A 16,456-nucleotide genomic window follows, 5' to 3' on the forward strand; every position below is an offset into this window, starting at 1 on the left:
AGATGGTAGAATATAAATATTTTAATAGAGTTTATAATGAAGTGACTAATAAAAATTTTTCGGATAGTTTCATTTTTTTTAAAGATGATTGGAATGATTATGGCTACTACATTACTTTTCGTGTTTATTACTATGACGAAGATTGTGGCGAAAGATACATAGGTAGTTATAGAATTTACGAAGCTGAGATAGAACAACAAGAGGATGTTTACGGAATAAAATCTATTTTTAAATTATCTAAAGATGAATTTGATCGGAATCAAAAATATTCTTTGGCTTGTAAGCTAGAGTTTTATCAGAATTTATATGAATTTTGTTCAGAGTATTATAATGATTTTCTGGAAAAATTTAATGATTTAACTTTTGTTGATTTACCTGAAGATTTAAAAGAAAACGAAGGAATAAAGTATGCATTATTAAGAAATGATAGAATAACAAAAAGTAAAGATATAATAGATTTTAATAGTGAACTCCAAAGAATCGATTCAGAATTAAATGTTGGTAATTATCTTTCTTCGGATAAGATTACGGAGTATTTTTTGACTTTATTAGAAGAGGAACGAGTAGAAGATTTAAAAAAAGAAATTGAAGATTTAGTTGAAAAAAGTAATTTTAACTATAATCTATTAAAAAAGTTAATCGAACATTGTATTGAGAATTCATCTAAAGATACCTATCAAGTGTATTATAATACTTTGCTTTCATTGGTTGAAAAGGAAAATTACGAACAGCTAAAGTCCGAGTTAGAAACTATTGACAAAGATGAATTGAAAGAAATATCGGACAATGTAAATATTATAAAAGATAAATTAAAATATAGAGTAGAAGGTGAAGATTTTATTCACTATACTTCATTAAATACCTTAAAATTTTTGCTTTATAAAAATGATGATAAAGATAATTATCCTAGATTACGACTTAGTAATGCCAGACAAATGAATGATCCAAATGAAGGGTATACATTTCTTAATCTCATAGGAATTAAGAAAGATGAATTACCTCAAACTGATTATGATACGTCGCCGTTCTTTTTTGCTTCTATGACACAAACTGGAAATGGGCAAAATCTAGATGATAGTCTTCCAATGTGGAAACAATATGGTGACGACGCAAAGGGTATTAATTTAACTTATCATTCAGATTATATTCAAAAGTTAATGGACGATGGAATAGAAATTTATAAAGTTTGTTATAATGTTAAGGAAGATTTACTAGAGGAAGAAATAAATGCAATAGAATCAGCATTTGACAAAATTAAAAAGCATACATCTGATAAAAGACAAGAATACTTTTCTTTAGCCTTGAATTTAATAGATGACATTCGTTATTTATTTAAAGATGCAGATTACAGTTATGAAAATGAATATAGGATTATTAAATCTTATGAAGGTAAGGAAAATGATATTTTTATTAGCGAAAATTCTAATAGTGTGATTCCTGGATTATATTCTTATATTGACCAAGAACTAAAATATTCAAAAATTAAACTTGGTCCTAAATGCGATGATATTGATTTTATTGCTCCCTATATAAAATACGTTGATCGAAATATTGAAGTAACTAAGTCACAAATATCTTATCGTTAATTTAAAGTGTTTTATTTTTTGAAAAAGGGGTGTAAAGATGGAACATCTTGGAAAGGTATTTCGTGAATTTCGAACTAGTGGGAAATATTCTTTAAAGGAAGCAGCAGGTGAATCGTGTTCAACCTCTCAATTATCTCGCTTCGAGCTTGGGGAGTCTGATCTAGCAGTTTCTCGTTTCTTTGAGATTTTGGATAATATTCATGTGACCATTGAAAATTTCATGGACAAGGCTAGGGATTTTCAAAATCATGAACATGTTGCCTTAATGGCACAGATTATTCCGCTTTACTACTCAAATGATATTGCAGGTTTTCAAAAGCTTCAAAAGGAACAGCTTGAGAAAGCAAAGAGTTCGACCAATCCCCTCTATTTTGAGCTGAATTGGATTCTGCTACAAGGTCTGATTTGTCAAAGAGATGCTCGTTACACGATGAGTCAGAGTGATTTGGAAAAGGTAGCAGATTATCTTTTTCAAACAGAAGAGTGGACCATGTATGAGTTGATTCTTTTCGGAAATCTCTATACTTTCTACAATGTGGACTATGTGGCTCGGATTGGCAGAGAAGTCATGCAGCGAGAAGACTACTACAAGGAAATTGGTCGGCATCGAAAACTTGTTTTGATTTTAGCTCTTAACTGTTACCAGCATTGTTTGGAAAACCGTTCCTTTGCGGATGCGGACTATTTTGAGGGCTATGTGGAGAAGTTGATTGGAAATGGTATCAAGCTTTATGAGCGCAATATCTTCCATTATCTCAAAGGTTTCGCCCTCTACCAGAGAGACTTGAAAGAAGAAGGGTGTAGACAAATGCAGGAATCCATGCATATTTTTGATGTGCTTGGACTTCCGGAGCAAGTGGCTTACTATCAGGAACATTATGAAAAATTTGTAAATGCTTAAATTTCCCAAATAAGGGAAAAATAAAGAGCCTCCTTTCAGTTTTGATACAATAGTTTCAAAATTTGAGAGGAGCTTTTTATATGAATCGACATGCAATCCAGTTGATTAGTCGTGGGGCTATTAATAAGATAGGAAATATGCTCTATGACTATGGAAATAGTGTTTGGTTGGCATCAATGGGAACGATAGGGCAGACTGTTCTTGGGATTTATCAAATTTCTGAACTCGTCACATCAATTCTGGTCAATCCCTTTGGCGGAGTGATTTCAGACCGCTTTTCGCGTCGCAAAATTTTGATGACGACGGACTTGATTTGCGGCATTCTCTGTTTAGCTATTTCTTTCATTAGAAATGATAGCTTGATGATTGCTGCCTTGATTTTTGCCAATATTGTTCAGGCGGTTGCCTTTGCATTTTCTCGTACAGCCAATAAAGCCATTATAACTGAGGTTGTAGAAAAAGACGAGATTGTGACCTATAATGCTCGCTTAGAGCTCGTTTTGCAGGTTGTAGGTGTTAGCTCCCCTGTACTTTCTTTCCTCGTTTTACAATTTGCCAGTCTCCATATGACACTTGTTTTAGATGCCATTAGTTTTTTCATCGCATTTACATTAGTAGCTTTTCTTCCCAAAAAAGAGACTCAGAAACAAGAGAAAAAGACTTTCAGCTGGAAAAGTATTTTTTCTGATATGAAAGAAGGACTTGGCTATATCTGGCACCAGCAAGAAATCTTTTTCCTTTTGTTAGTAGCTTCGAGTGTTAATTTCTTTTTTGCAGCTTTTGAATTTCTCCTCCCTTTTTCAGAACGACTTTACGGGGTAGAAGGAGCTTATGCAACTATTTTGACTATGGGTGCTGTTGGTTCGATTATCGGAGCTCTTCTAGCTAGTAAAATAAAGGCAAGTGTTTATAATCTTTTGATTCTATTGGCGTTGACTGGAGTTGGAGTTTTTATGATGGGGTTACCACTGCCAACTTTTCTTACCTTTTCTGGGAATTTAGTTTGTGAACTGTTTATGACGATTTTTAATATTCACTTTTTTACTCAGGTGCAAACCAAAGTTGAGGGGGAATACTTGGGGAGAGTGCTAAGTACAATTTTTACATTAGCCATTCTATTTATGCCAATTGCAAAAGGCTTTATGACGGTGCTGCCAAGTGTACATCTCTCTTCTTTTCTGATAATTGGAAGCGGGGTTATTGCCCTGTCTTGTTTATCCCTCTTTTATGTGCGAAGTCATTTTAAAAAAGAGTTATAATTTATCTTTTTTAAAAAATATTTCTCTACAATCCATTTTTCAGCCCTTCTCTATTGTGAGGAGGGCTTGATTTATGGTAGAATAGTTTTATGAATGAAAGAATGAATGAGTTAGTTGCCTTGCTCAATCGCTATGCGACCGAGTACTATACGAGTGACAATCCCTCGGTGTCAGATAGCGAGTATGATCGCCTCTACCGAGAGTTGGTCGAATTGGAAGCTGCCTATCCAGATCAAGTTTTAGCGGACAGTCCGACCCATCGTGTTGGTGGTAAGGTTTTAGACGGTTTTGAAAAATACAGTCATCAGTATCCTCTTTATAGTTTGCAGGATGCTTTTTCACGTGAAGAGTTAGAAGCTTTTGATGCGCGTGTTCGAAAGGAATTGCCCCAACCGACCTATATTTGCGAGCTGAAAATCGATGGTTTGTCTATCTCGCTAACTTATGAAAAGGGAATTTTGGTAGTCGGCGCGACACGTGGGGATGGTTCTGTTGGTGAAAATATCACAGAGAACCTCAAGCGTGTCAAGGACATTCCTTTGACCTTGCCAGAAGAACTTGATATCACTGTTCGTGGAGAGTGTTACATGCCACGCGCTTCGTTTGATCAAGTCAACCAAGCCCGCCAAGAAAATGGGGAGCCTGAATTTGCCAATCCTCGTAACGCGGCAGCAGGCACTTTGCGTCAGTTGGATACAGCAGTAGTAGCCAAACGCAATCTTGCAACTTTCCTCTATCAAGAAGCAAGCCCTTCTACTCGTGATAGCCAAGAAAAAGTCTTGAAGCATCTTGAACAGCTTGGCTTTGTAGTTAATCCTAAACGAATATTGGCTGAAAGCATAGATGAGATATGGAATTTTATCCAAGAAGTAGGAAAAGAACGGGATAATTTACCTTATGACATTGATGGAGTAGTGATCAAGGTCAATGACTTAGCAGGTCAAGAAGAGCTCGGTTTTACCGTTAAAGCACCCAAGTGGGCAGTCGCCTATAAATTTCCTGCTGATGAAAAAGAAGCCCAGCTCCTTTCAGTTGACTGGACAGTAGGTCGTACGGGTGTTGTGACCCCGACTGCCAATCTAACACCTGTTCAGCTTGCTGGGACCACTGTTAGCCGTGCGACCCTGCACAATGTAGATTATATTGCTGAAAAGGATATCCGCAAAGATGATACGGTTATCGTTTATAAGGCGGGGGACATCATTCCTGCTGTTTTGCGTGTGGTAGAGTCAAAGCGTGTTTCTGAAGAAAAACTAGATATTCCGACTAATTGTCCAAGTTGTGACAGTCATTTGCTTCATTTTGAAGATGAAGTGGCTCTTCGTTGTATCAATCCAAGATGCCCTGCCCAAATCATGGAAGGTTTGATTCACTTTGCCTCTCGAGATGCCATGAATATTACAGGACTTGGTCCATCTATCGTTGAAAAGCTTTTTGCTGCTAATCTAGTCAAGGATGTGGCGGATATTTACCGTTTGAAAGAAGAAGATTTCCTCCTTTTAGAGGGCGTCAAGGAAAAGTCAGCCTCAAAACTGTATCAGGCTATTCAAGCATCTAAGAAAAACTCTGCTGAAAAGCTCTTGTTTGGTTTGGGTATTCGCCATGTCGGAAGTAAGGCTAGTCAGCTCTTGCTCCAACGTTTCCACTCGATTGAAAACTTAGCCCAAGCTGATCCAGAGGAAGTAGCAAGTATTGAAAGCTTGGGTAGTGTAATTGTCCAAAGTCTTCAAACCTACTTTGCTACTGAAGGATCTAAAATTCTCTTAGAAGAGCTGAAAGTGGCAGGGGTCAATCTGGACTACAAAGGTCAGACTGTAGTAGCAGATGCAGCTTTGTCAGGTTTAACAGTAGTTCTAACAGGAAAATTGGAACGTCTCACTCGCTCAGAAGCAAAAAGCAAACTCGAAAGTCTGGGAGCTAAGGTAACAGGCAGTGTATCCAAGAAAACGGATCTTGTCGTAGTAGGAGCAGATGCAGGAAGCAAACTCCAAAAAGCCCAAGAACTTGGTATCGAAGTTCGAGATGAAGCCTGGCTGGAAAGTATGTAATGATAGTAGAAAACTAGGTGTCAGATAGTCTGAAACTGTCTCTCCTGAAGTGTTTTTACATGGATTGAGTCTATTGTGAGTCAGAAATTAAATCGCTGAATCTATCAACACCACATAAAAAATTAAAATAGAAAATAGAAATTAGGAAAAAACATGTACAATTATCCCGTTCTTCTCCATTTTCATAGAAAAAATGGAGATTATACAGCTTGCTCATTTAGCACAGATCGAGATGAAAATAAAAGCTCTTTAACTTCAGAGACCACTTATTTTGGTCTTCAGTTTTCTTTTACCGTGACCAGTCAGGAGAAGGTGGATAGTTTCACTTTCAAAGCCGAGATAGATGGTGTATTAAAAGAATATCTTGTACGTTTTAACTACTATCCCTTGCTAACAGAAGCATGGATTTTAGAGGGAGACGAGACTGTGTATTATTCAGAAAATCCAGCTATTGCTAGTCCATATTATAAGGATCAGAATCCATTTGCCTTTGATAAAGCCATCCATAGCGCAAGCTTTGATCATCACTGGGGATACCAAGGAGAACTAGGTTACAGCCTTTCAGATTATCAGACAAGTTTTAAACTTTGGGCTCCAACAGCTACAGCTGTTCAGGTGGTTGTCTATGAAAACACTAGTAACGATGCACCGATTTGGAAAACTTTTAATCTAGAGCGTGGTAATAGCTATTCATACAGCCATAAGTACAATACCATTGGTGTTTGGAGTGTAGACCTGGATGAAAATCTTGCAGGTAAAGCTTATCAGTATCAGATTGAGTTTCCGCACCATCAGACTTTGACACGAGATCCTTACACTATCGCTACAAGCCCTGACGGAAAACGTTCCGTAATTCTTTCTCATCAAGACAGACAAGTAGAAGGATTCGAAGTCAAACATGGGACAGAAGCGCCATGGCGTTTGGAAAATCCATGTAAAGCAGTTATCTGTGAAATGCATATTCGTGATTTTACAAAATCGCCTACATCTGGTGTTCCTGAAGAACTCCGCGGAACCTTCTTGGGTGCTGCTCAGACTGGAACAGTTAACCAGTACGGTCAAGCAACCGCCTTTGACTATATCAAAGAACTTGGTTGCAACTATGTTCAACTTCAACCTATCTTTGATCGTCATAAGAAATACGATCAAGATGGAAATGTAACATATAACTGGGGTTATGACCCTCAAAACTACAATGCACCAGAAACGAGCTTCTCTAGCAATCCAGATGATCCCGGACAGGTTATTCGAGACCTCAAGACCATGATTCAGGCTTATCATGATGCAGGAATCGGTGTCATTATGGACGTGGTTTACAACCATACCTTCTCAACAGTGGACGCTCCATTCCAGACAACTGTTCCAGATTATTTCTATCGTATGAATCGTGATGGAACTTTTCAAAACGGTACGGGAGTAGGAAATGAAACTGCAAGTGAACACGAGATGTTCCGCAAGTATATGATTGATTCCATCCTTTATTGGGTGAAAGAATACAATATTGACGGTTTCCGTTTCGACTTGATGGGCATTCATGATGTCAAAACTATGCAGGCAATTCGTTGGGCACTGGATGAGGTCGATCCGCGTATTCTCACTTATGGAGAAGGCTGGGATATGGGAACAGGTCTAGCTCCTTATGACAAGGCTAAGAAGGATAACGCCTATCAGATGCCAAATATAGGTTTCTTTAACGATAATCAGCGTGATGCGATCAAAGGAGGAGAAGTTTATGGAGCAATCAAATCAGGATTTGTGAGTGGTGCTGCTACAGAACCAATCGTCGCCAAGGCTATTCTTGGTAGCCGAGAGTTGGGATCTTATCTCAGTCCAAACCAAGTTCTTAACTATGTTGAAGCTCATGACAATTACAATCTTCATGACTTGCTAGCAACCCTTCATCCTGATAAGAGTTCCGACCAGATTATGCGCAAGGTTGAGACAGCGACAGCTATGAATCTTCTCATGCAAGGAATGGCCTTTATAGAACTAGGTCAAGAGTTTGGTCGAACTAAGTTGGTTCCAACTGGTGAACATGGAGAACTAACTCCTGCAGACCGAGAACGTGCTATGAATAGCTATAATGCTCCGGACAGTGTTAACCAAGTCAATTGGGATCTGATCAATGAACGCCAAGACAGCATTGAGTTTATTCGTCAGATTATCCGACTAAAAACGAAAATCAGTGCCTTCTCTTATCCAACATATGAAGAAATTTACCGTCATGTCTTTGTCCATACAGCTGCTGAGAATAGCGGGTGGATTGTTTATGAGATTCACGGTGGAGGAGAGCACTTATTGGTGGTATTCAATGCTAAGGGAACTTCCTTCTACTTTGAAAATGCAGGTAAGCTTGAAATGTTCCTTACCAACAGTCGTTCAAAACAAGAAAATGTTATTGATGATATTAGTGTCGCAGTTTTAAAAGTGCTCTCATAAATTAATGTAGTAAAAAGGGTTAGATTATCTAATCCTTTTTGTCATTTATGAGTTTTTAATGAAGAGTAGAATTAAGTTTCAAATAATTTGAAGGATCAAGATTGTGAAAAAAATCTCAATTTTTTTCACAAAAAGGGTTGTAATTTTCTGAAAATTTGATAAAATAAGTCTTAATAATTTTCAGGAGGAAGAAAATTGGCAAGATATCAAAATTTAGTAAATGGAAATTGGAAATCATCTGAAAAGGAAATTACAATTTATTCACCCATTAATAAGGAAAAGCTGGGGACAGTACCGGCTATGAGTCAGGCTGAAGTAGATGAGGCTATGAAAGCTGCGCGTGCAGCTCTCCCAGCATGGCGTGATTTAGCACCAGTTGAACGTGCAGCCTATCTGCATAAGGTAGCAGCTATTTTAGAACGCGATAAAGAAAAAATTGGTACAATTCTTGCCAAAGAGGTTGCTAAAGGAATAAAAGCAGCCATTGGAGAAGTAGTACGTACAGCAGATTTGATTCGTTTTGCTGCAGAAGAAGGTCTCCGTATCACTGGACAAGCAATGGAAGGTGGCGGTTTTGAAGCTGCAAGTAAAAACAAACTAGCCGTTGTCCGTCGTGAGCCAGTTGGTGTCGTTTTAGCTATCGCGCCATTTAACTATCCAGTTAACCTTTCTGGATCTAAGATTGCTCCGGCTTTGATTGCAGGGAATGTCGTCATGTTTAAACCGCCAACACAAGGATCTATCTCAGGTCTGTTATTAGCCAAGGCTTTTGATGAGGCAGGTATTCCAGCAGGAGTATTTAATACGATAACTGGACGAGGTTCTGAAATTGGTGACTATATCATTGAACATAAAGAAGTTAACTTTATCAACTTTACTGGCTCGACTCCAATTGGTGAGCGAATCGGTCGTTTAGCTGGAATGCGTCCTATCATGCTTGAACTTGGTGGGAAAGATGCAGCTATTGTTCTCGAAGATGCAGACTTGGAACACGCAGCTAAACAAATCGTCGGTGGAGCCTTTAGCTATTCAGGACAGCGTTGTACTGCCATCAAGCGTGTCTTGGTTGTGGAAAGTGTAGCGGATGAATTGGCTGAATTACTTCAAGCTGAAGTTGCTAAGCTAACCGTTGGTGACCCATTTGACAATGCTGATATCACACCTGTTATTGATAATGCTTCAGCTGACTTCATCTGGGGATTGATTCAAGATGCGCAAGGTAAAGGTGCCAAAGCGCTCAGTCCAATCAAACGTGAGGGCAATCTCATTTGGCCGGGACTTTTTGATTATGTCACAAGAGATATGAAATTAGCCTGGGAAGAACCATTTGGACCTGTTCTCCCAATTATCCGAGTTGCAGATGCCAACGAAGCGCTAGAAATTGCCAACGAATCTGAGTTCGGTCTTCAATCTTCAGTCTTTACAAATGACTTTAAGAAGGCGTTTGAAATTGCTGAAAAACTTGAAGTGGGCACCGTTCATATTAATAATAAAACACAGCGTGGACCAGATAATTTCCCATTCCTTGGGGTCAAAGGATCTGGTGCTGGTGTGCAAGGGATTAAATACAGCATTGAAGCAATGACAAATGTCAAATCCATTGTTTTTGATGTGAAATAATTTATAAAATCAGGAAATATTCTTCCTGATTTTTATTTTTACTAAAAAATCCAGTTTAAAATTGAAAAATAACGAATATTTTGGTATTATACTAAGAAAATATATGTAAATTATTCCTTTCTCTCTGAAATGAGTGAAAGCTTAGTTAGGATAATTTTTCCAAAATTTTCAAGATATTTTTTAAGAAATTCCGTAAACTGCTTGAAAGTTCTTTTAAAAGATAGTATAATAGAAATATGGAAAACGCTTACAAAAAGAAAGGGGATTAGATGAATAATCAAGAAGCATTGAGAACCTTCACTACTGGAGAAAATTTTCATCTCCAGCACTATCTAGGAGCACATAAAGAGGAAAAAGACGGAGAAATTGGTTTTACTTTCCGTGTTTGGGCACCTAACGCTCAGGCTGTGCACTTAGTTGGTGATTTTACAAACTGGACAGAACACCAAATTCCTATGGTAAGGAATGAATCGGGTGTTTGGGAAGTATTCACAAGTCTGGCTCATGAAGGGCAGATTTATAAGTATCATATCACGCGTGCAAATGGGCACCAGATTATGAAAATTGATCCATTGGCGGTTCGTTTTGAGGCCCGCCCAGAGACTGGAGCCATCCTGACTGATATTCCAGAGAAAAAATGGAAAGATGGTCTTTGGCTAGCTAGGAGAAAACGCTGGGGCTTTTTTGAGAGACCAGTCAATATTTATGAAGCCCACGCTGGATCTTGGAAGAGAAATCCAGATGGTAGTCCATACAGCTTTGCACAACTTAAGGAAGAACTCATTCCATACCTTGTTGAGATGAACTACACTCACATCGAGTTTATGCCTTTAATGGCTCACCCGCTTGGATTGAGTTGGGGCTACCAGCTTATGGGTTACTTTGCTATGGAGCACTCTTATGGGCGACCAGAGGAATTCCAAGATTTTGTTGAGGAATGTCATTTAAACAATATCGGTGTAATTGTGGATTGGGTTCCAGGTCATTTTACCATCAACGATGACGCTCTTGCTTATTACGATGGAACACCAACTTTTGAATACCAAGACCACAATAAGGCCCATAACTACGGTTGGGGAGCTCTTAACTTTGACCTTGGGAAGAATGAAGTCCAGTCCTTCTTGATTTCTAGCATTAAATTCTGGATTGAGTTTTATCATTTAGATGGTATTCGAGTGGATGCAGTCAGCAATATGCTCTACCTAGACTATGATAATGCTCCTTGGACTCCAAACAAAGACGGTGGCAATCTCAACTACGAAGGCTACTATTTCCTTCAACGTTTGAACACAGTGATCAAGTTAGCTCATCCAGATGTGATGATGATTGCAGAAGAAAGTTCATCAGCAACAAAGATTACTGGTATGAAAGAAATGGGCGGTCTAGGATTTGATTACAAGTGGAATATGGGTTGGATGAACGACATTCTCCGTTTCTACGAGGAAGATCCGATTTATCGTAAGTATGATTTTAATTTGGTAACTTTCAGCTTCATGTACGTTTTCAATGAAAACTACCTCTTACCATTCTCGCACGATGAAGTCGTACATGGTAAGAAGAGCATGATGCATAAGATGTGGGGAGATCGCTACAATCAGTTCGCTGGTCTGCGCAACCTCTACACCTATCAAATTTGTCATCCAGGTAAGAAACTCTTGTTCATGGGAAGCGAATATGGTCAGTTCTTAGAGTGGAAGTCTGAGGAACAGCTAGAATGGTCTAACTTGGAAGATCCAATGAATGCTAAGATGAAGTACTTCACTTCTCAACTCAATCAATTCTATAAAGAGCATCGTTGCCTTTGGGAAATTGACACCAGCTACGACGGCATCGAAATTATCGATGCGGATAATAGAGATCAGAGTGTCCTTTCCTTTATTCGTAAGAGTAAAAAGGGTGAAATGCTAGTCTGTGTCTTTAATATGGCGCCTGTTGAACGAAAAGACTTTACAATCGGACTTCCTGTCGCAGGAGTTTATGAAGAAGTTTGGAATACAGAATTGGAACAATGGGGTGGTGTCTGGAAAGAATACAACCAAACGGTTCAAACTCAAGAAGGATTATGGAAAGATTATGAGCAGACCTTGACCTTTACCTTGCCAGCTATGGGAGCAAGTATCTGGAAGATTAAACGTCGCTTGAAACCAACTAAAACTGTCACAAATACAACTCAAAAAGGAGTAGAAAATGAAGAATGAAATGCTAGCTTTGATCCTTGCGGGTGGGCAAGGAACTCGTCTCGGAAAACTCACTCAAAGTATTGCTAAGCCGGCTGTGCAATTTGGTGGGCGCTACCGTATCATTGATTTTGCTCTTTCAAACTGTGCTAACTCTGGGATTCACAACGTCGGTGTTATTACGCAGTATCAACCTCTTGCCTTGAACAACCATATCGGAAATGGTTCGAGCTGGGGACTAGATGGTATTAACACAGGTGTTTCCATCCTTCAACCCTACTCTGCAAGTGAAGGAAACCGTTGGTTTGAAGGGACTAGCCACGCTATCTACCAAAACATTGACTACATCGATAGTGTTAACCCAGAATATGTTCTCATCCTCTCTGGAGACCATATTTACAAGATGGACTATGATGACATGCTCCAATCTCACAAGGACAACAATGCCAGTTTGACAGTAGCTGTCTTGGATGTACCCCTCAAAGAAGCTAGCCGTTTTGGTATCATGAATACTGACGCAAACAATCGTATCGTCGAATTCGAAGAAAAACCAGCAGAACCTAAGTCTACCAAAGCTTCTATGGGGATCTATATTTTTGACTGGAAACGTCTACGCAACATGCTAGTAGCCGCTGAAAAGAACAAGGTAGATATGTCAGATTTCGGTAAAAACGTTATTCCAAATTACCTTGAGTCTGGAGAAAGCGTCTATGCTTATGAATTCAAAGGCTACTGGAAAGACGTTGGTACTATCGAGTCTCTATGGGAAGCAAATATGGAATACATTGATCCAAACAACGCTTTGGATAGTCGTGATCGTCAGTGGAAAATCTACTCACGGAACTTGATTTCACCACCAAACTTTATTGGAAAACACGCTCATGTAGAAGATTCTTTAGTTGTGGATGGCTGTCTCGTGGATGGAACTGTTAAGCATTCCATTCTCTCAACAGAAGCGCAAGTACGTGAGGGTGCTGAAGTAGTAGACTCTGTAATCATGAGTGGTGCCATTATCGGAAAAGGTGCAAAAATTAAACGTGCCATTATTGGTGAGGGTGCTGTTATTTCTGAAGGTGTCGAAATTGATGGAACAGACGAAGTACAAGTAGTAGGATATGATGAAGTAGTGGGGGTAGCAACAGATGAAGATTGATAAATATTCAGCCATTTTAGGAAACACCGTTGGTTTTCACGATATGTCAACTTTGACAGATCATCGTCCAGTAGCCAGTTTGCCATTTGGTGCCAAATATCGTTTGATTGACTTCCCTCTTTCTAGCCTTGCAAATGCTGGTGTTCGTAGTGTCTTTGGAATTTTCCAACAAGACAATATCAGTTCAGTCTTTGACCACATTCGTTCCGGACGTGAGTGGGGCTTATCTACCCTTCTAAGTCACTACTATCTAGGTATTTATAATACGCGTGTTGAAAGTAGCACGGTTGGGAAAGAATATTACCAACAGCTTCTCACTTATTTGAAACGTTCAGGATCAAATCAGACGGTTGCACTTAACTGTGATATCGTGGTGAATATTGACCTCAATCAAGTATTCCATTTACATACTACTGCCGGTCGTCCGATTACAGTTGTTTATAAGAAATTACCTAAAAAGGATATTTCAGATGTTAATGCCATCTTGGAAGTGGATGAAACAGACCATGTTCTTTCTCATAAACTTTTTGATGCCAAATCAACAGATGAACTTTTCAACATGTCTACAGATATATTCGTCGTTGATACTCCGTGGTTGATTGAACGACTTGAAGAAGAAGTTCAAAAAGAATATCCAGAAAAATTACGCTATGTACTCCGCGATTTAGCTGTAAAAGAAGGTGCTTTTGCTTACGAATACACGGGCTATCTAGCCAATATTCACTCCGTTCAATCCTATTATCAAGCCAATATTGATATGTTGGAGTCTCAAAAATTCTACTCTCTCTTCTCACCTAACCAAAAGATTTATACCAAGGTTAAGAATGAAGAACCAACCTACTATGCGAATACTTCAAAAGTAAGTACTTCTCAGTTTGCTTCTGGTAGTATCATTGAGGGTGAAGTAGTTCAGTCAGTCCTATCTCGTAACATTTATGTTCACAAAGATAGTGTGGTGAAAGACAGCATTTTATTCCCTCGTGTTGTGATTGGTCAAGGAGCCCAGGTTGAATATGCCATTCTAGACAAAGGTGTTGAGGTTGCGGACGGTGTTGTCATTCGAGGCACAGCAGAACATCCAGTTGTAGTCAAAAAAGGCGAAAAAGTTACAGAGGATATTCATTCATGAAAATTTTATTCGTAGCAGCAGAGGGGGCGCCCTTTTCAAAAACAGGTGGTTTGGGAGACGTCATTGGCGCTCTGCCCAAATCACTGGTAAAGGCAGGGCATGAAGTTGCGGTTGTTTTACCTTACTATGACATGGTAGAGGCTAAGTTCGGCGACCAGATTGAGGATGTTCTTCACTTTGAAGTGAGTGTAGGATGGCGTAGACAGTACTGTGGTATTAAGAAGACCATCTTGAATGGTGTTACCTTCTACTTCGTAGACAATCAAACGTATTTCTTCCGAGGTCATGTTTACGGAGATTTCGATGATGGTGAACGTTTTGCCTTCTTCCAACTGGCTGCTCTTGAAGCCATGGAGCGAATTGATTTCATTCCAGATATTCTCCATGTTCATGATTACCACACAGCCATGATTCCCTTCTTGTTGAAAGAAAAGTATCATTGGATTCAAGCATATCAAGGAATCAGAACCGTTTTAACTATTCATAATTTGGAATTTCAAGGTCAATTTTCTGAAGGAATGTTGTGGGATTTGTTTGGTGTTGGATTTGAACGCTATGCTGATGGAACCCTTCGCTGGAATGATTGCCTCAACTGGATGAAGGCTGGTATCCTATACGCGGATCGTGTCTCAACCGTTTCTCCTAGCTATGCACATGAGATTATGACCAGTCAGTTTGGTTGCGGTTTGGACCAGATTCTTCGGATGGAGTCAGGTAAGGTTTCAGGTATTGTCAATGGTATTGACGCAGATCTTTATAATCCTCAAACAGACCCACTTTTAGACTATCATTTTGATAAGGAAGATTTATCTGGAAAAGCTCAAAACAAAGCAAAATTGCAAGAGAGAGTTGGTCTACCTGTGAGAGCAGATGTTCCTCTAGTTGGGATTGTCTCTCGTTTGACCCGTCAAAAAGGCTTTGATGTTGTTGTAGAGAGCTTGCATCGTTTCTTACAAGAGGACGTTCAAATAGTCCTTTTAGGAACAGGTGACCCGGCTTTTGAACATTCCTTCTCCTGGTTTGCGCAAGTCTATCCTGACAAACTATCAGCAAATATCACTTTTGACGTCAAGCTCGCTCAAGAAATTTATGCAGCTTGTGATCTCTTCCTCATGCCAAGTCGTTTTGAACCATGTGGCTTGTCACAAATGATGGCTATGCGTTATGGAACACTACCATTGGTTCATGAAGTGGGTGGACTAAGAGATACAGTTCAATCCTTCAATCCGATCGAAGGAACTGGTACTGGATTTAGCTTCGACAATTTAACACCATACTGGCTTAACTGGAGTTTTCAAACAGCCTTGGATGTTTATAAGTACCAGCCGGACGTATGGAAAAATCTACAAAAACAAGCTATGGAATGTGATTTCTCATGGGATACAGCCTGCAAATCTTACCTGGACTTGTACCATAGTTTAGTCAACTAATAGATAAAATCGTATGATTCTTTCATACGATTTTTGGGCTGTTTAGAAAAGAGGAGAAGTGATGACTAAAGTAATGGGGCTCTGTGTCATGGATGTTGATGGTACCTTAATAGCAGAGGAAGTGATTGACCTTTTGGGAAGAGAAGCAGGTTGCGAAGCGGAAATTTCAAAGATTACCAATCAAGCAATGCAAGGAGAACTGGACTTTGAAGGGAGTTTACGAGCGAGGGTAGCTTTGTTAAAAGGTCTTCCGATTTCGGTCTTTGATACTGTCTTCAAATCCATTCATCTTTCCCAAAATGCTCAAGAATTTATCTCCATACTTCAAAAGAAGGGTATTCTAGTCGGTCTAGTGTCTGGTGGATTTACACCAATAGTTGAGAGATTAGCAAAATCCCTCGGTATCTCCTATTTCTCTGCCAACCAGTTGGAAGTCAAAGACGGTTTTTTAACAGGTAAATTAGTTGGTGAAATTGTGACAGCCCAAGTAAAACAAGCTACTCTTAAGAAATGGAGAAAAGAATTAAAACTACCCAAAGAAAGAACGATTGCCATCGGTGATGGTGCCAATGACCTTTTGATGTTAAAGTCAGCAGGTCACGGTATAGCCTTTTGTGCCAAAGAAGTCGTAAAAGCAGAGGTAGCTTGTCATGTAGATACAAGGGATCTTTTAGAAGTTCTACCTTTGATTGATTTCTTAGAATGAGAGGGAAC

At 39.1% G+C, this 16,456-nt stretch carries 11 protein-coding genes; all 11 read left to right on the forward strand.

Annotation, left to right across the window (positions count from 1 at the left end):
- The first annotated feature begins 2 nt into the window (after positions 1-2).
- The gene (locus tag GOM47_RS04890) at positions 3-1,586 is read left to right on the forward strand and encodes a DUF2971 domain-containing protein (RefSeq protein ID WP_235081248.1); all 1,584 of its coding nucleotides are present in this window, start codon (positions 3-5) and stop codon (positions 1,584-1,586) included.
- 37 nt (positions 1,587-1,623) lie between these two features.
- Positions 1,624-2,487, forward strand: a complete 864-nt coding sequence (locus tag GOM47_RS04895; RefSeq protein ID WP_235081249.1) for a MutR family transcriptional regulator — start codon at positions 1,624-1,626, stop codon at positions 2,485-2,487.
- Between the two features lie 80 nt (positions 2,488-2,567).
- On the forward strand, positions 2,568-3,746 hold the full coding sequence (locus tag GOM47_RS04900; protein ID WP_235081250.1) for an MFS transporter: 1,179 nt from the start codon (positions 2,568-2,570) through the stop codon (positions 3,744-3,746).
- 89 nt (positions 3,747-3,835) lie between these two features.
- Complete coding sequence (ligA, locus tag GOM47_RS04905; RefSeq protein ID WP_235081251.1) at positions 3,836-5,794, forward strand: NAD-dependent DNA ligase LigA; 1,959 nt, start codon at positions 3,836-3,838, stop codon at positions 5,792-5,794.
- A 153-nt stretch (positions 5,795-5,947) separates the two neighbouring features.
- A complete protein-coding gene (gene pulA / locus GOM47_RS04910) occupies positions 5,948-8,233 on the forward strand; it encodes a type I pullulanase (RefSeq protein ID WP_235081252.1) in 2,286 nt (761 codons plus the stop codon).
- 195 nt (positions 8,234-8,428) lie between these two features.
- Positions 8,429-9,853, forward strand: a complete 1,425-nt coding sequence (locus tag GOM47_RS04915; protein WP_235081253.1) for an NADP-dependent glyceraldehyde-3-phosphate dehydrogenase — start codon at positions 8,429-8,431, stop codon at positions 9,851-9,853.
- 269 nt (positions 9,854-10,122) lie between these two features.
- Entirely contained in the window at positions 10,123-12,051 is a 1,929-nt protein-coding gene (glgB, locus tag GOM47_RS04920; RefSeq protein ID WP_235081254.1) for a 1,4-alpha-glucan branching protein GlgB, read from the forward strand.
- Complete coding sequence (locus GOM47_RS04925) at positions 12,041-13,183, forward strand: glucose-1-phosphate adenylyltransferase (protein WP_125449060.1); 1,143 nt, start codon at positions 12,041-12,043, stop codon at positions 13,181-13,183. The genes glgB and GOM47_RS04925 overlap by 11 nt, the downstream gene beginning before the upstream one ends.
- Positions 13,173-14,312 carry a glucose-1-phosphate adenylyltransferase subunit GlgD gene (gene glgD / locus GOM47_RS04930; RefSeq protein WP_235081255.1) on the forward strand — a complete coding sequence of 380 codons (1,140 nt, stop codon included), beginning with the start codon at positions 13,173-13,175 and terminating at the stop codon, positions 14,310-14,312. The genes GOM47_RS04925 and glgD overlap by 11 nt, the downstream gene beginning before the upstream one ends.
- Complete coding sequence (gene glgA, locus GOM47_RS04935) at positions 14,309-15,742, forward strand: glycogen synthase GlgA (protein WP_235081256.1); 1,434 nt, start codon at positions 14,309-14,311, stop codon at positions 15,740-15,742. The genes glgD and glgA overlap by 4 nt, the downstream gene beginning before the upstream one ends.
- A 61-nt stretch (positions 15,743-15,803) precedes the next feature.
- Positions 15,804-16,448, forward strand: a complete 645-nt coding sequence (serB, locus tag GOM47_RS04940) for a phosphoserine phosphatase SerB (protein WP_235081257.1) — start codon at positions 15,804-15,806, stop codon at positions 16,446-16,448.
- Positions 16,449-16,456: the final 8 nt, after the last annotated feature.

Origin of the sequence: Streptococcus oralis, from assembly GCF_021497945.1 — a bacterium.
Classification (GTDB): Bacteria; Bacillota; Bacilli; order Lactobacillales; family Streptococcaceae; genus Streptococcus; species Streptococcus oralis_BR.